This is a genomic window from Demequina sp. NBRC 110054 (genome assembly GCF_002090115.1).
Classification (GTDB): Bacteria; Actinomycetota; Actinomycetes; order Actinomycetales; family Demequinaceae; genus Demequina.
This window is the reverse complement of record NZ_BBRK01000005.1, coordinates 236,722-256,835: the sequence shown is the minus strand read 5'-3', so window position 1 is coordinate 256,835 and position 20,114 is coordinate 236,722. Positions and strand designations below refer to the sequence as shown.

Sequence of the window (20,114 nt, the reverse complement as noted above, 5' to 3'; positions counted from 1 at the left end):
CTCCTCCTTCTTCCGGGGTGTTGGGTCCATCGTCCACCCGCGACCGCCTCTGCGCGCGGGACAAGGGTCCCGACGCTTCGAGGACCTGTCCCCTACTCCCCCGTCGACACGCCCTCGGTCTCGCCCTGAGGAGCGAGCTGGGTGTCTGCGGTCGGCTCCACGACGACGACCAGATCGCCTCCGACGAGCTGCTCGGTGCCGCTCACCGCCAGGCGCGTCACGGTGCCGGCCACGGAGGTCGTGATCGAGGACTCCATCTTCATCGCCTCGATGACCGCGACGGTCTGCCCCGCCGCGACCTTCGCGCCCACCTCGACGGACGCCGTGACGGCACCCGTGAACGGCGCGGGGATGTGACCGGGGTTGTTCTTGTCGGCCTTCTCCCTGTCCACGACGTCGACCTTGACCGAGAGGTCGCGGATCTGGATGGGCCGCATCGTCCCGTTGTAGGCGAAGATCGCCGTGCGCTCGCCGTGCTCGTCGGGCTCGCCGAGCGCCTCAAGGGCCACGATCATGCGCACACCAGGAGCGATGTCGACGTTCGCCTCCTCGCCACTGCCGACGGTGAGGCCGTACAGGTAGTGGTAGGTGTCGATCACGGAGATGTCGCCGTAGGTCTCGATCGCCTCGTCGAAGTCCTTCGCGGGGCCCGCGAACAGCATGTGGTTGAGCTTGCGCTGGCGGTCCGGCCCGGGGTAACGCAGCAGCGCGCGGTCCTCGTCGGTGAGCTCGGGGGTGGGCTTCGGCTCCGCGCGGCCCTCGAGGGCCTTCGTGCGGAAGGGCTCGGGCCAGCCGCCAGGCGGGTCGCCCAGCTCGCCGCGCAGGAAGCCGATGACCGAGTCCGGCACGTCGTACTTGCCGGGGTTCTCGGCGAAGTCGGCCGGGTCGGCGTCGTTGGCCACGAGGTGCAGGGCCAGGTCTCCGACGACCTTGGACGACGGGGTGACCTTCACCAGGTGGCCCAGGATCTTGTCCGCAGCCGCGTACATGTCCTCGATCGCCTCGAAGCGGTCCGCGAGGCCGAGCGAGATCGCCTGCTGACGCAGGTTCGACAGCTGACCGCCGGGGATCTCGTGGCGGTACACGCGGCCGGTGGGTCCGGGAAGACCGGACTCGAACGGCGCGTACAGGCGGCGCACGGCCTCCCAGTACGGCTCGAGGTCCTGCGCGGCCTCGAGCGAGAGCCCCGTGTCGCGGGTCGTGTGCTCGAGCGCGGCGATCAGGGCCGACATCGGCGGCTGCGAGGTCGTGCCGGCCATCGCGGCGTTCGCGACGTCGACCGCGTCCACGCCCGCCTCGGCGGCCGACAGCAGCGTGCCGAGCTGGCCACCCGCGGTGTCGTGGGTGTGCAGGTGGATCGGCAGGTCGAAGCGCTTGCGCAGCTCCGAGACCAGGACATATGCGGCCGCGGGACGCAGCAGGCCCGCCATGTCCTTGATCGCGAGGATGTGCGCTCCGGCCTCGACGAGCTGATCCGCGAGCTTGAGGTAGTAGTCGAGCGTGTAGAGCTTCTCGTCCGGGTCGATCATGTTGGACGTGTAGCAGAGGGTCGCCTCCGCGACGGCCTGCCCGGTGCCCCGCACCGCCTCGATCGCGGGACGCATCTGGTCGACGTCGTTGAGCGCGTCGAAGATGCGGAAGATGTCGATGCCGGTCTCGGTGGCCTCCTCGACGAAGGCATGCGCGACCTCGTCGGGATACGGCGTGTAGCCGACCGTGTTGCGGCCGCGCAGCAGCATCTGCAGCGCGATGTTGGGCATCGCCTCGCGCAGACGCGCCAGGCGCAGCCACGGGTCCTCCGACAGGAAGCGCATCGAGACGTCGTAGGTCGCGCCACCCCAGCACTCGACCGAGAACAGGTTCGGCGTCATGCGGGCGGTGTGGCCGGCCGCGGCGAGCAGGTCGAACGTGCGCACGCGGGTCGCGAGCAGCGACTGGTGCGCGTCGCGCATCGTTGTCTCGGTGATCGCGAGGGCCTCCTGCTCGCGCAGCGCGCGGGCGAAGCCCTCGGGTCCCTTCTCGAGCAGGAGCTGGCGCGTGCCGGCGGGCGGCTCCGCGTCCAGGTCGAGCGCCGGGAGCTTGTCCGCGGGACGCAGGACGGTCTCCCCGTGCGCGCCGTTCGGCTTGTTGACCGTGACGTGGCCGAGGAACTGCAGGATCTTGGTCGAGCGGGCCTTCTCCTCGCCGACGTCCAGCAGATACGGACGCTGATCGATGAAGGAGGTGGTCACCCCGCCCTTGCGGAAGTCCGGGTCCTCGAGCACCGCGCGCAGGAAGCGGATGTTGTTGGTGACTCCGCGGATGCGGAACTCGGCGAGCGCACGGGATGCGCGGCGGGCGGCCTGGTCGAAATCGTGGCCACGGCAGATCAGCTTGACGAGCATCGAATCGAAGTGGCCCAGGATGCGATTTCCCGCCATACCGGTCGCGCCGTCGAGTCGGATGCCCGCGCCGCCCGGCGAGCGGTACGCGATGATGCGACCGGTGTCCGGAAGGAAGCCGTTGGTCGGGTCCTCGGTGGTGATGCGGGTCTGGATCGCGTAGCCGCGAACCTCGATGGCCTCCTGACGGATGCCGATCTCCTCGAGCGTCTCCCCCGCGGCGATGCGCATCTGGGTGCTCACGAGGTCGACGTCGGTGACCTCCTCGGTGATGGTGTGCTCCACCTGGATGCGCGGGTTCATCTCGATGAATACGTGCTGGCCGGCGCGCTCGCCCTCGGTCGCCACGAGGAACTCGACGGTTCCGGCGTTGACGTAGCCGAGCGACTTCGCGAACTTCACCGCGTCGGCGCACAGCGCCTCGCGGATCGCGGGATCGAGGTTGGGAGCGGGCGCGATCTCGATGACCTTCTGGTGGCGCCGCTGCACCGAGCAGTCGCGCTCGTACAGGTGGACCACGTTGCCCTCGGAGTCGGCGACGATCTGCACCTCGATGTGGCGCGGGCCCAGGACTGCCTGCTCGAGGAAGACGGTCGGGTCGCCGAACGCGTTCTGTGCCTCGCGCATCGCGGCGGCGAGCGCCTCGGGGAGCTGATCGCGCGTCTCGACGCGCCTCATGCCGCGGCCACCGCCACCGGCGACGGCCTTCACGAAGATCGGGAAGCCGATCGTGTCGGCCTCGGCGATGAGCCAGTCCGTGTCACGCGACGGCTCCGAGGACTGCAGCACGGGCACGCCGGCCTCGCGCGCGGCCTTGAGAGCCGCGACCTTGTCGCCGGCCTTCTCGAGCACCTCGGGCGGCGGGCCGATGAAGGTCAGGCCCGCCTCCCCGACGCGGCGAGCGAACTCGACGTTCTCGGACAGGAAGCCGTAACCCGGGTAGATCGCGTCGGCGCCTGCGTGCTTGGCGACACGGATCATCTCGTCGACGTCAAGGTAGGCCTTGACCGGCTCGCCCTCGGTACCGATCTGATACGCCTCGCCCGCCTTGAGGCGGTGCTCGGACATGCGGTCCTCATGCGGGAACACCGCGACGGATTCGACACCCAGCTCGTAGGCGGCGCGGAACGCACGGACGGCGATCTCAGCGCGGTTGGCCACCAGCACCTTGGAGAACATTGACTTCCCTTCGACGGTGTCTTTATCTTGCCAGTCAGAAGGCTAGAACACCGCATCGCATATACGCCAACTCCTGGGCCAGAGGACCCAGGAGTTGGAGGAGAACTTATGAGAGTGGCGTGTCAGCCGACCTGGCTGTGACGCGCGCGTCGCTCGGCGAGCTCGTCGACGACGCCGGGGTCCGCCTGCGGCCCCACCTCGCCCTTGTCGGTGGGCAGCGCGGACAGCGAGCCCTCAAGCTCGCGCCACACGCGACCGAGTGCGATGCCGAACACGCCCTGGCCGCCCTGGACCAGGTCGATCACCTCGTCATCGGAGGTGCACTCGTAGACCGAGGCGCCGTCGGACATCAGCGTGATCTGGCTGAGGTCCTCGACGCCGCGGTCGCGCAGGTGGGTGACCGCGAGGCGGATCTGCTGGAGCGAGACTCCCGAGTCGAGCAGCCGCTTGACGACGCGTAGCACGAGGATGTCGCGGAAACCGTAGAGCCGCTGCGTGCCCGAGCCCGTAGCGGAGCGAACTGTCGGCTCGACGAGTCCGGTGCGAGCCCAGTAGTCGAGCTGGCGATAGGTGATGCCCGCGGCCTTGCATGCGATGGGTCCGCGGTATCCCGCGGTCTCATCGAGCTCGGCGATGCCATCGGCGAAGAGCACGCCTTGGTCGACGATCACTGGGACCCTCTTGTCGTCTTCCGTCGCCATGGTTCCTCCCCGGGCTTCAACCTTTGGTTCAACGTTAGGGCCGAAAGGTCCCCGAGCGCGTCATATTCGTGCCTTCACCGTACCGCGTGTCGCCCCTGTGAGCCGGGTGCCACGCGGCCCCCCGGCGCCTACGGGCGCGACGACCGCCGCACACTCGACGCGAACACCGCGATCGCCGCATCCGCGAGTGCCTCGGCGCTGGCCAAGGCACCGTCGGAATCGCCGCGCGCGCGACGCGGCGCACCCGCGGCCGCCGCAAGCTCGCCTTCGCGAGCTGCTGCCCGAACGAGCGCGCGCAGCGTGCGGGCGTCTCCCCCGGCGGCGAGGTACGCCTTGGCAGCGACGACCGCCTCGACGCCTTCCGCGGCGAAGCCCGCGGTGGTCTCCGATCCGAGCAGCCCCGCCTCGACGCACGCCTCGACGACGCGCGGCTCCGTGCCCGCGGCCTGGGCGAGCTGCGCACGGTCGAGATAGGCGGGACCGTCATCCCCTGCGGCGCGCGGGAGCACGGCCTCGTGCAGCGTGCCGGCGTCGAGCGCGGAGAGCTTCTCCCCGATCACGGCGAGAGGTGTGAAGTGGTCCCGCTGCTGGCGCAGGACGAATCGCACGCGCTCCACGTCGGCCGGCGAGTACTGCCGATAGCCCGACGGTGTCCGCACGGGGGTCACGAGGCTGTGATTGTCGAGGAACCGCAGCTTCGACGGGGTGAGCGTCGGGAACTCGGGCTGGACGAGCCTCAGCACGTCCGACACGCGCAGCAGCGGCTCATGCGACAGCTGGTGGGGCCAGGTGCCGCGAGTGGGCGCCGCTTGCGCGCGTGCGGGGATGCCGGAGGAGTGCCCCGACGACGCGGAGGCGCTGGCGGCGGGTGTCATGTGGACGCTACGCGGCCCGTCCGGGGTAGAACGTCAGGCGGTACTTCCCGATCTGGACCTCGTCGCCTTCCTGAAGGCGTGCCTCCGAGACGGGCTCCCGGTTCACGTACGTGCCGTTGAGGGAGCCCGAGTCGCGCACCATGAACGTCGTGCCCTGGCGAAGAAACTGTGCGTGCTCGCGGCTCACCGTGACGTCGTCGAGGAAGATGTCGCCCGACACCGAACGTCCCGCGGTCGTCACGTCGACGTCCAGCAGGAAGCGCGCCCCCGCGTTGGGTCCGTGGTGAACGATCAGCAGGGCGTGGTCCTCCGCGAGGGCGTCGACCGCGGCCTGGTCCTGAGGAGACAGCCGGTACGGTCCGGCCTCATCGTGCGCGGGAATCGCCTGCCCGAGCGACATCGTGCGCTCGACCGGGCTCTCGTCGAAGGTCATGGCATCTCCAGGCTGTGAGGGACACTTGCATTCTAGGCAGTGGGCAGGTCCGTGTCCGGGGCGGCACGCGAGAGGTTCGCGATGCGAGAACGGACGTCCTGCACGTACCCGAGACCGGACCACCAGTAGAGGAACGCCGCGAACACGGCGCCGCCGAGGGCCACGAGGTACAGCGCGTCCCATCGCTCGTGCGCGAAGTACGCGAGCGGCAGGAAGACGTACAGCGCGAACGTCGCCGCCTTGCCGACGAAGGTGACGTGCGGAGGCTCGGTACCCCTCATCTTCCCGATGGCGAGCGCGGCGGCGACCACCGCGTCCCGAAGCAGCAGCACGACCACGAGCCACCACGGGATGATGCCGCGCGAAGCGAGACCGATCACCACGACGAAGGTGAGCAGGCGATCCGCGAACGGATCGAGCAGGCGGCCGAGCTCCGTGACCTGTCCCCACCGTCGGGCGAGGAACCCATCGAGAAAGTCGGAGACCCCCGCGGCAGCGAGCGCGATCAGCGCCCAGCCGTCCTGGTGGGTGATCAGCAGGACGCCGAAGGCCACCACCAGTGCGATGCGCACCATCGAGATGGCGTTGGGGACGTTCCAGACTGCGTGCGATGGCTCCACGCCGCCTGAGTCTAGACGTGCATCGCTGCCAGCGGCGTCAGCGGGCGACACCCTTCTCAGCCATGACCTTGTCGACCGTCTCCGCGGCGACCTTCGCGGCCTCGTCCTCGGAGGCGCCCCTGGCGAGCTCCTTCGCGCGGATCTGCTCGAACGTGTAACGACGGGTGTCGGTGGCGTTTCCGTCCATGACGGGTCTCCCTTCGCCGTGTGCGGACCCCGTTGTCCGCAACTCCAGCGTAGTCGCGCCACGCCGTCCGGGCGAGGGATTCAGGAGGAGCGTCGCCGACTCGTGGCGTGAACGCGCGCGATCACAGCGAAGGTGCCGTGGCGACGAGGACTGTGTCGACCCTCTCGACGACGACGCCGTCGCGGATCGACGTGCGGGGTCGGGCGTCGGTGCGCACCTGCCACCCCTCGCCGATCCCGACCTGCGCGATCAAGTCCTCCGCGAGGAAGCGGGTGTGGCGCCGCGGACCCGCGAGGTGCGCGGGCTCGTCGGGGTGGTGACCCACGACCACGAGCATGCCTCCCGGCGCGACGGCGCTGACAGCGGCGGCGAGGACCGCCGCACGCAGGTCGGCGGCCTCGTGGAGGTAGTGACAGGTCACGAGGTCCCACGAAGCCTCCGGCTCCCACGCGGCCAGGTCCGTCTCCACGAACAGTGCGCGCTCGGCCAGCCCGCGTCTCTCGGCTTCCGCGCGCGCCCGCTCGAGCGCGGGCTCCGCGGCGTCGATGCCGGTCGCCCGCCAGCCCCGCTCAGCGAGCCAGAGCACATCGCCGCCCTCGCCGCAGCCCAGATCGAGGGCCGTGCCCGGCGCAAGCTCCGCCGCGGTCTCCTCGACCACGGGATTGACGTGGCCGGACCATGCGGCGCCCTTCGCGTACCGGTCGTGCCAGAACGCACGTCGCTCCGGATCGTGCGGGACGGGATGCCTGGTCGAGGCGCCTGAATCGTCTTGAGTCACATGTTGAGCATAGGCAGGACCTCAGGTCCCGGCGTTTCGTTGTCGTGATCGCTACTCTGGACCCATGATCGACGAGACGCCCCTGGACGAGCGCGAATGGGCCCTCTGGCGCTCATTCGCCCTGATGTCCCGTCAACTGTGGAACAGGGTCGAGCAGCGCCTCGCGGCGGATGCCGGGGTCTCGGCGGCCGACTTCGAGATCCTCCACGCGTTGTCCACGGCGGAGGACCACCGTGTCCGCGTCGGGGAGCTCGGCGAGATGCTGATGTGGGAGAAGTCCCGCATCTCGCACCAGGTCTCCCGAATGGAGCGTCGTGGACTTGTCGCCCGCGTCGTGTGCGAGGAGGACCTCCGCGGCACCTGGGTGGGTCTGACCGAGGAGGGTCAGCAGGTCCTCGAGCCGGCGCTGCAGGTCTTCGCGACCGCCATCCGGGAGGCGTACATCTCGCGCATCACGCCCGAGACCTCGCAGCAGTTCACCGCGACCATGATGCGCGTCGTGATGGCGACGGACCCCACCGCCTGACGCGTGGACGTCGCCGTCATCGGCGCAGGGCAGGCCGGCCTGGCCGTCGCCTATCACCTCCGCGACCTCGGAGCGCGCCTCGCGATCGTCGATGCTGGTCCGCGCCCTGGTGGCGCATGGCAGCACCGGTGGCCCTCCCTCACCCTCGGGCGCACCCACTCCGTCGCCGACCTTCCCGGAATGCGCGCGGCGGGTCTGTCCTTCGCCGACGCGGACACCAGGACCCCCGCGCGGGACACGGTCCCCGACCTCATGGGCCGCTACGAGGAGGCCTATGGCCTGCGCGTGACCCGTCCGGTGCGAATCGAGCGTGTGACGCGTGAGGGTCAGGGCTTCCTGCTCGAGGCCGGCCCTGGCAGCCCGCTGCCCCGACTCGAGGCACGCGCGATCGTGAGCGCGACGGGCACCTGGACCGCGCCGCGTGTCCCGCATCTGCCGGGCCGGGAGCTCTTCCAGGGCCGGCAGCTCACGACGCCCGAGTATCCGGGTGCGGACGCCCTCGCAGGCATGCGCGTCGCGGTCGTGGGAGGCGGGCTGTCAGCCCTCGGCTTCATGGATGAGCTCGCGCCCCGCGTCGCGGACCTTCGCTGGTACACGCGGCGGCCCCCTGTCATCCACGAGGACGCCTCCCCGGAGCTCGGCTTCGCACGCGGGCGTGAAGCCGTCGAGGCTCAGGACGCGGCCGCTCTCGCCGGTGAGCCGCTCCCCTCGATCGTCTCCGTCACGGGCATCCCGATGACGCCCCCGGTGCGCAGGCTTCGTGCACGGGGCCTGCTCGACGCGCATCCCATGCCTGTGAGGATGAGCGCCACCGGACTCGTGGAGAGCGACGGATCGGAGTGGTCCGCCGACGCGGTGATCTGGGCGACCGGATTCGACCACGCCCTGGGTCACCTCGAGCCCCTCGGCCTCCGGCACGACGACGGAGGAGTCCAGGTCGACGAGGGCCGCGTCGTCGGCCACCCAGGGGTGATCCTCGCCGGCTACGCGGGCCAGGCCTCGACGATCTCGGCCTCGCGCGGCGCGCGCACCTCCGCGCGCCATCTCCGTGTGTTCCTCGCGGGCGAGGGCGACTGGCCCGCGTGACGCGCCGGGGCGCAAGTTCCTCACGCGTTGGGGCGTGATCCCCCCTCAGACGACGGGGCGAGCGCTCGTCTCGTGAAGGCCCTCGACGCCACCGACCGCCTCCGGCCGGTGCCCCGTCCTCGGCGTCCGGGGCGTCCTCCCGGCCCGCTGAGGGAGAGCCGGGAGGACGAACCCGCTGCTAGAGCGAGTCGGCGACGCGGCGCGCGGCCTCGAAAGGCGTGCCGTATCGGTGCGCCGTGATCGACACGGCCTGCTCGCGCAGGAACGGCGTCAGCTCGAGGTGCGGGTTCGCCGTCACCGCGTGATCGAACACGGACACGTTGGTGTTGCCGACCAGGCGGCCCACGGCGCGCACCCGGGTGCCGTCATGAGCGGAGGCGCGCTGGACGCACATCGCATCGTCCTCGAGCCGCAGGTCGATGTCGAGCTCGTCCAGGGCGAGCGCGAGCGGACCGGGAAGCGGGATCGGCGCGGAGACGACTCCCTCTCCCCTGGTGACGAAGTGCGCGGCGCACGCGCGGATGAGATCCTCGGTCGGCGCTTCGCCATCCCACCGGATGTCGACCTCGGCGGGGACGTAGCGAAGGGCGTCGACCTCGCACTGGAGTCCGCTGCGGTCGAGCGCGACGCCATACTGCGACTCCCACGCCTTCTCGTCGGCGGCGACGGCGGCACGCACCCACGCGGGCGCCTGCGCGCGATCAAGGAACGCCCGCAGCCGGGGCGACGTGGGCTCGGCATCCGCGATCTCCGTGCGCTCCCAGTCGACGAGCGCCGACAGATAGTGCGGGCCGCCCGCCTTGAACGTCGGCCCGACCACCGAGCGCTTCCAGCCGCCGAAGGGCTGGCGCTGCACGATCGCACCGGTGATCCCGCGGTTCACGTACGCGTTGCCCGCCTCGACGCGCTCGAGCCAGTGCTCGACCTCGTGGGGGTCGAGCGAATGGATCCCGGCGGTCAGCCCGTAGTCGACCGCGTTCTGCACCTGGATCGCGTCGTCGAGCGTCGCGACCGCCATGATCGACAGCACCGGCCCGAAGCACTCCGTCTTGTGGAAGAACGAACCCGGGCGGGTGCCGGCCTTGAGCGCCGGCGTCCAGGCCGTGCCCGTGTCGTCCAGGGGCGTGGGCTCGACGACCCACCGCTCCCCCGGCTCGAGCGTCGTGAGGGCGCGCTCGAGCTTGCCATGCACGGGCTCGATGACCGGCCCCATCTGCGTGCGAGGGTCGGTCGCCGGCCCTGCCGTGAGCGACCTCACCGCGTCCTCGAGCTGCGTGAGGAAGCGGTGCGACGTCGCGACGGATCCGACAGCGATCACGAGGGACGCGGCGGAGCACTTCTGACCTGCGTGGCCGTATGCGGACGCGACGATGTCGCGCACCGCGAGATCGAGGTCCGCCGACGGCGTGACGACGACCGCGTTCTTCCCGCTCGTCTCGGCGAACAGCTTGAGGTCGGGACGGATCCTGAGGAACCGCTCCGCGGTCTCGTATCCGCCGGTGAGGATCACCTGGTCGACGCGCGCGTCCTTGATCAACGGCTCCCCGAGGCGCTCGGGGTCGATGTCCAGGAGGTGCAGGACGTCGCGCGGGACGCCCGCCTCCCACATGATCTCGGCGATGACGGCGCCGCAGCGCGGCGCCTGCTCGGCGGGCTTGAGGATGACGGCGCTCCCCGTCGCGAGGGCCGCGAGGGTCGAGCCGGTGGGGATGGCCACCGGGAAGTTCCACGGCGGCGTCACGAGCGTGACGCCTCGGGGCACGGGCCGGGAACCCTCCCACCTGTCCAGCTCGACCGCACGCTCGGCGTAGTAGTTGGCGAAGTCGATCGCCTCGGAGACCTCGGGGTCCGACTGGTCGACGGTCTTGCCCGCCTCGGCCATCATCACCTCGACGAGGTCGTCACGACGCTCCTCGAGGCCTCGAGCCACCGCACGCAGGATGTCGGCGCGCGCCGCGGCTCCGAGCGCGGCCCATCCGGGTGCCGCCTCATCCGCGGCTCCCACGAGCGCTCCAAGGGCGTCGGCATCCTCAACGCGCGCCAGGGCGAGCGTGTCGAGGCCGAGGGACGACGATGCGGCGCGCTCGCGGATGCCCGCCGCCCATTCGCGGTTGGTCGCAACTGAGGGGTCCGTATCGGCCGCGTTGGCGAAGCCGTCGGCGCCGTCGGGAGCGCCCGAGCGGCCGAGTCCGCGGTGGGTCGCCGCGGCGTCGGTGTCGGCCAGGTCCCACGCGTCCCTGAAGCGTCGCTCCTCGCGCGCGAACACCTGGGGGTCCTCGTCGATCTGATAGAGCGAGGACATGAAGTTCTCCTTGCTCGCCACCTCCTCGAGGCGGCGGACAAGGTAGGCCAGCGCGACGTCGAACTCCTTGGGGTGCACGACCGGCGTGTAGAGCCTGAGGGAGCCGACGTCCGTGGCGACTGCCTTCGCGACATGCTCACCCATCCCCAGGAGCATCTCGAAGTCCACGGCGTCCGTGACCCCGCGCTCGCCCGCGAGCAGGTGCGCGTGGGCGATGTCGAACAGGTTGTGGCCGGCGACGCCGATCTTGACGGCGCGCGCGCGCTCGGGCGTGAGGGCGTAGTCGAGCAGGCGCTTGTACTGCGCGTCGGACTCGACCTTGGAACCCCAGGTGGCGAGCGGCCAGCCGTGGATCTCGGCGTCGACCTTCTCCATGGACAGGTTGGCGCCCTTGACCAGGCGGATCTTGATGGGGGCGCCGCCCGCGTCGACGCGACGCGCGGCCCAGTCCTGCAGGCTGCGCATCGCGGCCATCGAGTCCGGCAGATAGGCCTGGAGAACGATGCCTGCGGTGAGCGAGCGGAACTCCTCCTCGTCGAGCAGGCGCGTGAAGACCGCCATGGTGAGGTCGAGGTCGCGGTACTCCTCCATGTCGAGGTTCACGAAGCCGCCGGCCTGGGCGGAGCGGCGCAGGAGCGGGCGAAGCGTCTCGACGATGTGGTCGACCGACTCGTCGAGCGCCCAGGGGTTGTGAGGCGCAATCGCGGCGGAGACCTTGAGCGACACGTAGTCGACGTCATCCCGCCCGAGCAGCTCCTCGGTGCGGACGAGGCGGCGCGCGGCCTCCTGCTCGCCGAGCACCGCCTCGCCGAGAAGGTTGACGTTGAGCCTGTGGCCGTCACGGCGGAGGCGAGCGAGCGCTCCGCCCAACCGCTTCGGGGTCGCGTCGACGATGAGGTGGCTGACGAGGGTGCGGACCGTGAAGCGGGCGACACCGACGACGACGTCGGGAAGCACGTGAGAGGCGATCGACCCGAGCGACAGCGCCCCCCGCTGCCAGGGTGCGAGGCGACCCTCGGTCTGACCGGCGAGCGTCCTCAGGCTGCGAGCGGCGACGCGCTTGTCCTCGGGCCGGATGACCTCGTCGACGAACTGCGTGAGGAACGCGAGTCCTCCCGGCCGACCAAGCAGGTCGGCGAGCATGGCCGCCGCTCCGGTGACCTTGTACTGACGCGAGTTCTCGAGCCAGGACCTGACCTGGGCGGAGACGGCGTCGGGCGTGTGGGACGCGACGTCGCCGCTGTGCGACGAGGTGGCGGTCCGGGTCATGGTGACTCCTCCAGATGCTTCCATGACTCCACAGTGTGGAGTCGACTTCAGTTCAGCACCAGTTCATGTTCCTGTCTTACAACGATAAGTAATGCTTAACTGTCCTCATGCTCGATCCGATGCGCCTCTCCATGCTCCGCGAGTTCGCCCGACGCGGCACGGTGGCGGCGGCCGCCGAGGCCATGGGATACACCTCCTCCGCGGTGTCCCAGCAGCTCGCCGCGCTCGAGCGGGAGGCGGGGACCCCGCTCACCACGAGGACCGGACGCCGGCTCCGGCTGACGCCCGCGGGAGTGCGCCTGGTCGCCCGGGCCGAGGAGATCCTCGGCGCGATGGACCTCGCCGAGTCGGAGCTCAAGGACGCCGACACTGAGCCGTCCGGCACCGTCCGCCTCGCCGTGTTCCAGTCCGCGGCGCTGACGCTCGTCCCCCGCGCGCTGCTCGCGCTGCGGGAGAGCCACCCCAGGGTCCGCGTCCACGTCACGCAGTCCGAGCCCGGGGCGGCCCTTGCCGACACCTGGGCGCGGGACTTCGACCTCGTCATCGCCGAGGAGTACCCGCACCACTCGGCGCCTCACTATCCCGACATGGTGCGTCAGCCGCTGCTCGCGGACGAGATCCGCCTGTGCGTCGGCGGGCGGTGGACTGCGGCGACTCGTCTGCCCGAGGTCGCCGGCGCACCGTGGGTGATGGAGCCGAGCGGGACGGCGACTCGCCACTTCGCCGAGCAGGCGTGCCGGGTCGCAGGCTTCGAGCCCGACGTGCTGTTCGAGACGGCGGATCTCCAGGCACACGCGGCTTACATCGCGGATGGCCTCGCCGTCGGGCTGCTCCCCGGCCTGATGTGGACGCGGCCCGGTTTCGATGCGGCTGCCCGCGCCCTCTCCCCGGCCGCGCACCGCACCATCTTCACCGCGGCGCGCGCCGTCTCCGCGGCTGATCCGGCGGTGCTCGCGCTGCGGGGGGCCCTCACGTCGGCGTCGCACAGCGTCGACCTCCGCGCGGGGGCGCACGACCTCACTCCTGAAGAGTCGCGCTCTCGAGACTGACCTCGGTGCCTGCGAGCGCCTGCGACATCGGGCATTCGTCCTTGGCCTTCTCCGCGATCTCGCTGAAGGCGAGCGGATCCAGCCCGGGAACGTGTGCGTGCACCGTGAGCATGCTCCACGTGATGCCCTCGCCCGGCACGAACTGCACGCGTGCGTCCGTACGCATCTCGACCGGAGGCGTGCCGTTCTGCTCGAGGGCGTGCGAGAGCGCCATCGCGAAGCATGAGGAGTGCGCCGCGGCGAGCAGCTCCTCCGGCGTCGTCGAGGCCCCCTCTCCGGTCGAGCGCTGACGCCAGTCGACGGGCAGGTCGGAGAAGACGCCGGACTCCGCTCCGGTGCGTCCCTTGCCGTCGCTCAGTCCACCCTGCCACTGAGTGGTCGCCTTGCTGGTGATCATGGTGCCTCCTCTTCCTGCACCCGCGGGGTCGGATGCGATTCCAGTCTTTCACCTGGGTCAAGCCCGCGCCTGCGGGCCAGGATGCTCTGTTTCCGGCTCGTAAACTTTCGGCCGCTTCTCTTGCCAGGCCAGCCGCGCCCGGTGTTCAGTACTGGTCATTGGACGTTCGTCCAACTGAATTCACGAGAGGTCTTGGTCATGAACCCTGCTCCGTCCTGCGTCGTCATCACGGGTGCCAGCTCGGGATTCGGCGCCGAGTTCGCGCGGCGCTTCGCCCGCAAGGGAGCGGATGTCGTCCTCGTGGCCCGCCGTGCCTCGCGGCTCGAGGAGCTCGCCAAGGAGCTGACGGAGTCGAGCGGGGTCGCCGCACACGTCGTCCCCATCGACCTGGCGGCTCCGGGCGCAGCCGACGCGCTCATGACCCAGCTCGACAGGCGCGGGCTGTCGCCCGATGGACTCGTGAACTGCGCGGGGTTCGGGATCGATGGACCGTTCGCCGAGTCCGACCCCCAGCGCGTCACCGACCTGGTCCAGGTCAACGTGGCCGCGCTCACCGACCTGACGCTGCGCATGCTTCCCGCGATCCTCAACTCCGGTCACGGCCTGCTCATCAACGTCGCGAGCACGGCGTCCTACCAGCCCATCCCTCAGATCGCGCTCTACGCGGCCTCGAAGGCCTACGTGCGCACCCTCACGGAGGCGCTCTGGCAGGAGGCGAAGGGCTCGGGCGCGCGGATCCTCGCGCTCTGCCCCGGACCCTCCCGCACCGAGTTCTTCTCCGCCGCCGGCTCCGAGCGGTTCAACGTGGGGCAGATGGTCTCGATCGAGGAGGTCGTCGACGCCGCTTTCGACGCGGTCACGAAGCAGGGCGCGGGCCCCACGCGGGTGGTCGGCTGGCGCAACGCGGTCCAGGCCCATCTGCCCCGCCTCGTTCCGACGCGCGCCACTCTTGCCATCACCGCTGGACTCACGAAGGGCTGATCCATGGCACGCATCCCACTGGAGGAGCGGCGCCGGCTGCTGATCGCCGCGACACTTACCGTCATCGAGCGCGACGGCATCGCCGGCGCCACCGCGCGGCGCATCGTCAAGGAGGCGGACATGCCTCTCGGTGCCCTGCACTACGCGTTCGAGAACGTCGAGGACCTCCTCGCGGCGGCGGCCGACGAGGTGACGGCGAACGAGCGGCTCGCCGCGGAGCAGGGGCTCGCTGAGGGCGGCCCCGCACCGGACCTCACCGAGCTGCTCGTCGCCGGGATGGAGCGCTACGTCGCTCTTCTCACGGCCCACCCGGGACACGAGCTCGCCTTCGTCGAGCTCATGCTCCACGCGTCGCGCGCCCGGCTGCACGCGCCACCGGCGCCGGGGCGCTATGCGCCGTCCTACGAGCTGGTCGGCGCGCTGCTCTCCCAGGCCGCGGAGTCTGCGGGCGCGAGCTGGCTGGTCCCCGTGGACCAGCTCGCCCGGCACACCGTCTCGATGCTCGACGGCATCACGACGACATGGCTCGCCGACCACGACGACGCGGCGGCCCTCGCGACCGCACGCTTCCACGCCCATGCCCTCGCCGCGCAATCCGTCCCCGTGACTCAGGACTAAGGAGTAGACGTTGCTCACCGATCTCAATCCGCGGGTGACCGCGCACATCAACGCGCACGCGGTGCTAGGCGCGCTTCCCGTGCTGGTCGCACGGGTGCCCGAGGCGAAGGAGGCCCTCGCGGGACTCGACCGGCCGACGACCGTGGTCCTCAAGGCTCCGGGTGTCGCGGATGCGTCCTACACGTTCACGACCGACACGGTCGTGCCCGGCGCACAGGAGGGTGCACGGAAGGTCACGCTCGTGTTCACTTCGCCCCGGCATCTCAACCGGATGGTGGACGGCGAGGCGCAGCCCCTGCCGGTCGCCTCGCCCGCGGGCCTCAAGTTCCTCACCGGGCCGTTCTCGACGCTCGCCGACCTGCTCGGCACGTACCTGCGGCCGTCGGAGGAGGATCTCGCCGATCCGGCCTTCAAGAAGACGTCGACGCTCATGACGCTGAACGTCGCAGCCGCAGCGATCGCCCAGGTCGCCAATGAAGATCGCTCGGGGCAGTTCTCCGCGTCGATGGTTCCGGACGGCCAGGTCGCGCTCGAGGTGGGAGACGACATCGACCTGCGGCTCCATGTCGCGGACAGCGTGTTCACCTTCGTGCCCGGAGAAGCGTCGGCTCCCGCGCGCGCCGCGCTGCGCTTCGCCGACCTCGACGTGGCGGGAGACGTGCTGTCCGGCCGAGCCTCCGCGCTCGGCTCCATCTGCGACGGGACGCTCGGCATGCGTGGGTTCATCCCGATGCTCGACAACGTCAGCCGCATCCTCGACCGCGTCGGCCACTACCTCGGAGACTGAACATGACGACCACTCCCGCCACCACGCCTTACACCTACACCAAGTCGTTCGAGGCCTTCGACCGCGCCGCCAAGGTGATCCCCGCCGGGGTTCCCGGCCACCTCGGACCGTCCGAGGGCTGCTTTATCCCGAACGGCGCCTTCCCGCGCTTCTCGTCGCGGGCCGAGGGCTCGCGCTTCTGGGACGTCGACGGCAACGAGTACCTCGACTACATGTGTGCGTACGGCCCGAACGTGCTGGGCTACGCGGATCCGGACGTCGACGCGGCCGCCGCGGCGCAGGCAAAGATCGAGGATGTGGTGACCCTGCCCTCCACCGTGATGGTGGACCTGGCCGAGCTCCTCGTCGACACGGTCGCCTCTGCCGACTGGGCGTTCTTCGCGAAGAACGGCGGCGACACCACGACGCTCGCGATGATGACCGCGCGTGCGCACACCCGCCGCAAGAAGATCGTCTTCGTCAAGGGCTACTACCACGGCGTCGCTCCGTGGACCCAGAAACTCGACTATCCCGGTGTTATCGAGGAAGACGTCGCGCACAACCTCTACGTGCCCTGGAACGACCTGGTCGCGCTCGAGGAGATGTTCGTGAAGCACGAGGGCGAAATCGCCGCGTTCATCTCGACCCCTTACATGCACGGCAACTTCATCGACAACCAGCTCCCCGCCCCGGGCTACTGGCAGGGTGTGCGCGATCTGTGCGACAAGCACGGCATCGTCCTCATCATGGACGATGTGCGCGCGGGCTGGCGCTTGGACCTCGCCGGGTCCGACCACCACTACGGCATCGAGGCGGATCTCATCTGCTTCTGCAAGGCGATCGGCAACGGCTACAACCTGTCGGCGCTGTGCGGCAAGGATGAGTTCAAGGAGTCCGTGGCGTCGCTCACCTACACCGGGTCGTACTGGATGAGCGCGGTCCCGTTCGCGGCGTCGATCGCGACGATCACGAAGCTCAAGGAGCTCGACGCCCCCGCGCTGTTCCGCCGCCAAGGCGAGAAGGTCACGCGCGGGCTCGTCGCTGCCGCTGCCGACCACGGGCTGAACCTGGTCGCATCGGGCGAGCCTGCGCTGTTCTACCTCCGCCTTGCCGACGACGACTCGCTGCTCATGCATCAGGAGTGGGTCGCCGAGTGCGTGCAGCGGGGACTGTGGATCACCTCGCACCACAACCACTTCCTCAACGCGTCGCTCACCGACGCCGACGTCGACCGCACGATCGAGATCGCCGACGAAGCCTTCCGCATCGTCTCCGCTCGCCACAGCTGACCGCCGCACCGTCTGCGAAGGAGTCCCCTTGACCAGCCTCGCCCCCTCCCCCGTCTCTCAGGGCACGGAGCGCCTCGGCGTCACCGCGGCCTACATCGCGCAGGGCCTCAGCTACGCGACTGTCGTGACCGCGCTGCCGTTCTTCCGAGCCAGGTACGGCATTTCGGAGGACATCGTGTCCCTCATCACGCTCACGGTGGTCGTCGGCGCCGCGGCCGGCTCGGTGCTCGCGGATCGCATCTCGGTGCGCTGGGGATCGCGCGCCTCGCTGATCGTGGCGCTCGCGACGCAGGCCGTCGCGCTCGTGGTGGTGCTGCTCCCGGTGCCCTTCCCCCTGTTCTGGGCCTTCTTCGGGGTGTACGGCCTCGGGCTGGGAGGCGTGGACGCGTCGGCCGCGATGCAGGCGGTGCTCGTGCAGAGGCGCATCGGTCGCTCCGTCATGGGCTCGTTCTTCGCGACCGCGACCGCGGCCTCCGCCGTGGGGGCGGTGCTGATGTCGGGGGCCTCGGGATCGTCGCTCGGGGCCGGGCTCGCGCTAGGCGTGGCGGCGGCGATCGCCGCCGCGGTGGCGTTCCTCGGCCTGAGGATCTTCGACAGGACCAAGGAGGAGCGAGCCACCACGCCCGAGGCGAAGGCGGGCCGGGCGCCGATTCCGACGCTCGGGCTCATGCTCGTGGGCTTCGTCGTCTTCGCGGCGTTCACCGCCGACTCGACCCTGAGCACGTGGACCACGCTGTACCTCCAGGACGAGCTCGGGGTGACCGGCTCGGTCGCGGTGCTGGGCCTCGCGTTCACGATCGCTCCGCTGGGCTACGGCACGTACCAGGTCACGACGCTCGCGAGCCGGCTCGGGTCCGACTTCGTGGTGCGTCGCTGGGGACGCGCGCCGCTCGCGGCGGTGACGGCTGTCGTGGGCGCCTCGGGACTCGCGGTCATGGCGCTGCTGCCGACGACGGGCATGGTCTTCCTCGGCATCGCGCTCGCAGGGTTCGGCGTCGGCGCGCTCGTCCCGCTCGCCTATTCCGCAGCCGGGGATATCGAACCGAGTCGATCGGACGAGATCGTCGCTCGCGTGAACCTGTTCACCTATCCGGGCTCGGTCATCGGCGCGGTGGTCCCTGGGCTCGTCGCCGCGTCCGTCGGCTACGGACCGTCTCTCCTGGTAGCGGCCGTCCTGCTGATCCCGGTGCTCGCGGTGGTCCCCCGCTTCAGGGCATCCTCCGCACCGGTCATCGTAGGAGTAGACGACGCTGATGCGGCGGCACTCGAGGCGACTCTCGACTGACACCCCATGCCGGGATGTTCTCAAATGTGAGCGAGTGTCACGTACACTATTCGCCATGACTGAAGAACGTCCTTTGGGTGCCAGAGAAGCCGCACGTCGTCGTGTGAGCGGGGCACTCGCCGCAGCAGCAAGGTCGCTCGTCGCCGAGAATGGCTACGACGACACCACCATCGAGATGATCGCGGAGCGTGCGGGGGTCTCCCGGCGCACCTTCTTCCGCCACTTCGAGACGAAGGACGCCGTCCTTCTGCACTTCTACGACGAGCTGGGCGACCAGATCGTCGAGTCGATCGAGAACGCACCCGCGGACCTGCCGATGCAGCTCGCGCTCAGCGAGTCGTTCCGCATCGTGGAGCGCTTCCTCGCCGACCCGATCGAGCAGGCCTCGCAGTCGAGTCTGGTCCGGATGATCTCCGAGTCGCCTCGACTCGACGCGGCGCGCAACTACCGCCGCCGTCGCACGGTCGAGCTCGCGACGCTCGCGCTGATGCGCCGCGAGGAGCGCGCCGGCCGCGACTGCTCGCGACTCGTCGTGGGCGCGATCTCGGGCGCGACCTTCTCGTGCCTCTACTCGGCTGAGCAGGAGTACCTCAAGGACACCTCGCAGAACCCCGTGGCGCTTTTCGAGGAGGCGGCGACGGGTGTCTATCGTGCGCTCACCGAGACCTACGAGTACCAGCAGGAGAACCTGACGCAGGCCGTGTCCTGACCAACCACCGTCGTTCGCTGACCGAGCCGGGCCGCCGTGCGGGGAGTGCCCGGCTCGGCTGCGCCTGGGGCCCATTCGATTCCGGGGAGAGACCGCGCCTGCCTGTGGCCTCAGTCGGGGCGACGAGCGACCCGAGCGCGGGCTCGCCCGCCGATGGAGTCGCCTAGGTTACGGGCTGAGCGAGGGGACGCATGACGCACGCGCGCTCGCGCCTCACGCGCGCGACGAAGGCCCAGGCGAGCAGCGCGATCGCCCCGACCGCGAGGTACGGCTGGATCGGCTCGAACCACTGGATCGCCCCCGTGTACCCGAGCGCCAGCAGGACAAGCTTGTTGCACACGGGGCAACCGACGGCGAAGAACGTCGCGATCCCACCGGCCATCCCCAGCCTGCCCTCTCGCTCGGTGTGCGCCTCCTCAGGGGTGGCCACGTAGGTCGCCGCGACAAGCCCGGCGAGGATCGAGCTGATGCCCAGCGCCCACCACGACCACGGCGTCGGCGGGATCTCGCGGCCGAAGATCGGGTTCGGGATCAGGTCGGTCGGGATCGCGATGAACAGGAACGTCGCGACGGCGGTGCCAAGGGCGAACCACCAGCGGCGCGCGGGCCACTCGCGGAAGGACTCGAGAAACGCGGTCATGGGGCAACGATACCCCAAGGGGTATGTCGACTACCGCCGGTGC

Annotated in this window: 19 protein-coding genes; 9 read left to right on the top strand and 10 right to left on the bottom strand. The window is 70.2% G+C overall.

Features of this window, described 5'->3' with window-relative positions; translation table 11 throughout:
- Positions 1 to 92 precede the first annotated feature (92 nt).
- From B7K23_RS10465 to B7K23_RS10440, 7 genes are all read right to left on the bottom strand, one after another.
- The gene (locus B7K23_RS10465) at positions 93 to 3,560 is read right to left on the bottom strand and encodes a pyruvate carboxylase (RefSeq protein ID WP_084126526.1); all 3,468 of its coding nucleotides are present in this window, start codon (positions 3,558 to 3,560) and stop codon (positions 93 to 95) included.
- A 122-nt stretch (positions 3,561 to 3,682) separates the two neighbouring features.
- Entirely contained in the window at positions 3,683 to 4,261 is a 579-nt protein-coding gene (locus B7K23_RS10460) for a MerR family transcriptional regulator (protein ID WP_084126525.1), read from the bottom strand.
- A gap of 128 nt (positions 4,262 to 4,389) precedes the next feature.
- Positions 4,390 to 5,136 (bottom strand): MerR family transcriptional regulator, encoded by a 747-nt coding sequence (locus B7K23_RS10455; RefSeq protein WP_084126524.1) that lies wholly within the window; start codon positions 5,134 to 5,136, stop codon positions 4,390 to 4,392.
- Between the two features lie 7 nt (positions 5,137 to 5,143).
- Positions 5,144 to 5,569, bottom strand: a complete 426-nt coding sequence (locus tag B7K23_RS10450) for an FHA domain-containing protein (protein ID WP_084126523.1) — start codon at positions 5,567 to 5,569, stop codon at positions 5,144 to 5,146.
- 32 nt (positions 5,570 to 5,601) lie between these two features.
- On the bottom strand, positions 5,602 to 6,189 hold the full coding sequence (locus tag B7K23_RS10445; RefSeq protein ID WP_143338236.1) for a CDP-alcohol phosphatidyltransferase family protein: 588 nt from the start codon (positions 6,187 to 6,189) through the stop codon (positions 5,602 to 5,604).
- A gap of 37 nt (positions 6,190 to 6,226) precedes the next feature.
- Complete coding sequence (locus B7K23_RS15740) at positions 6,227 to 6,376, bottom strand: hypothetical protein (protein WP_159451385.1); 150 nt, start codon at positions 6,374 to 6,376, stop codon at positions 6,227 to 6,229.
- A 121-nt stretch (positions 6,377 to 6,497) separates the two neighbouring features.
- On the bottom strand, positions 6,498 to 7,154 hold the full coding sequence (locus tag B7K23_RS10440) for a bifunctional 2-polyprenyl-6-hydroxyphenol methylase/3-demethylubiquinol 3-O-methyltransferase UbiG (protein ID WP_084126521.1): 657 nt from the start codon (positions 7,152 to 7,154) through the stop codon (positions 6,498 to 6,500).
- 64 nt (positions 7,155 to 7,218) lie between these two features.
- On the opposite strand from B7K23_RS10440, the gene B7K23_RS10435 reads away from it, so the two are divergent.
- Positions 7,219 to 7,680 (top strand): MarR family winged helix-turn-helix transcriptional regulator, encoded by a 462-nt coding sequence (locus B7K23_RS10435; protein WP_084126520.1) that lies wholly within the window; start codon positions 7,219 to 7,221, stop codon positions 7,678 to 7,680.
- Between the two features lie 3 nt (positions 7,681 to 7,683).
- Complete coding sequence (locus B7K23_RS10430; protein ID WP_084126519.1) at positions 7,684 to 8,766, top strand: FAD-dependent oxidoreductase; 1,083 nt, start codon at positions 7,684 to 7,686, stop codon at positions 8,764 to 8,766.
- 178 nt (positions 8,767 to 8,944) lie between these two features.
- Here the strand turns inward: B7K23_RS10430 and B7K23_RS10425 are convergent, their stop codons facing one another.
- Complete coding sequence (locus B7K23_RS10425; protein WP_084126518.1) at positions 8,945 to 12,337, bottom strand: bifunctional proline dehydrogenase/L-glutamate gamma-semialdehyde dehydrogenase; 3,393 nt, start codon at positions 12,335 to 12,337, stop codon at positions 8,945 to 8,947.
- A 107-nt stretch (positions 12,338 to 12,444) separates the two neighbouring features.
- Between B7K23_RS10425 and B7K23_RS10420 the strand changes: the two genes are divergently transcribed.
- Positions 12,445 to 13,386: a LysR family transcriptional regulator gene (locus B7K23_RS10420; protein WP_084126517.1), complete on the top strand. Its 942-nt coding sequence runs from the start codon at positions 12,445 to 12,447 to the stop codon at positions 13,384 to 13,386.
- Here the strand turns inward: B7K23_RS10420 and B7K23_RS10415 are convergent.
- Complete coding sequence (locus B7K23_RS10415; protein ID WP_084126516.1) at positions 13,355 to 13,783, bottom strand: OsmC family peroxiredoxin; 429 nt, start codon at positions 13,781 to 13,783, stop codon at positions 13,355 to 13,357. The two genes, B7K23_RS10420 and B7K23_RS10415, sit on opposite strands and share 32 nt — an antisense overlap.
- Positions 13,784 to 13,981: 198 nt before the next feature.
- On the opposite strand from B7K23_RS10415, the gene B7K23_RS10410 reads away from it, so the two are divergent.
- Genes B7K23_RS10410 through B7K23_RS10385 form a run of 6 tightly spaced genes read left to right on the top strand, consistent with a single transcriptional unit; the run spans position 13,982 to position 19,431 of the window.
- Positions 13,982 to 14,764, top strand: coding sequence for an SDR family oxidoreductase (locus tag B7K23_RS10410; protein ID WP_084126515.1), 783 nt, complete (start codon positions 13,982 to 13,984; stop codon positions 14,762 to 14,764).
- A 3-nt stretch (positions 14,765 to 14,767) separates the two neighbouring features.
- A complete protein-coding gene (locus tag B7K23_RS10405) occupies positions 14,768 to 15,382 on the top strand; it encodes a TetR/AcrR family transcriptional regulator (RefSeq protein ID WP_084126514.1) in 615 nt (204 codons plus the stop codon).
- A 10-nt stretch (positions 15,383 to 15,392) separates the two neighbouring features.
- Entirely contained in the window at positions 15,393 to 16,169 is a 777-nt protein-coding gene (locus tag B7K23_RS10400) for a hypothetical protein (RefSeq protein ID WP_084126513.1), read from the top strand.
- A gap of 2 nt (positions 16,170 to 16,171) precedes the next feature.
- On the top strand, positions 16,172 to 17,437 hold the full coding sequence (locus tag B7K23_RS10395) for an aminotransferase class III-fold pyridoxal phosphate-dependent enzyme (protein WP_084126512.1): 1,266 nt from the start codon (positions 16,172 to 16,174) through the stop codon (positions 17,435 to 17,437).
- 28 nt (positions 17,438 to 17,465) lie between these two features.
- Complete coding sequence (locus B7K23_RS10390; protein ID WP_084126511.1) at positions 17,466 to 18,722, top strand: MFS transporter; 1,257 nt, start codon at positions 17,466 to 17,468, stop codon at positions 18,720 to 18,722.
- Positions 18,723 to 18,777: 55 nt separating this feature from the next.
- Positions 18,778 to 19,431 carry a TetR family transcriptional regulator gene (locus B7K23_RS10385; RefSeq protein WP_159451384.1) on the top strand — a complete coding sequence of 218 codons (654 nt, stop codon included), beginning with the start codon at positions 18,778 to 18,780 and terminating at the stop codon, positions 19,429 to 19,431.
- Between the two features lie 163 nt (positions 19,432 to 19,594).
- On the opposite strand, the gene B7K23_RS10380 is transcribed toward B7K23_RS10385, so the two are convergent.
- Complete coding sequence (locus B7K23_RS10380) at positions 19,595 to 20,071, bottom strand: hypothetical protein (RefSeq protein WP_143338235.1); 477 nt, start codon at positions 20,069 to 20,071, stop codon at positions 19,595 to 19,597.
- Positions 20,072 to 20,114 lie beyond the last annotated feature (43 nt).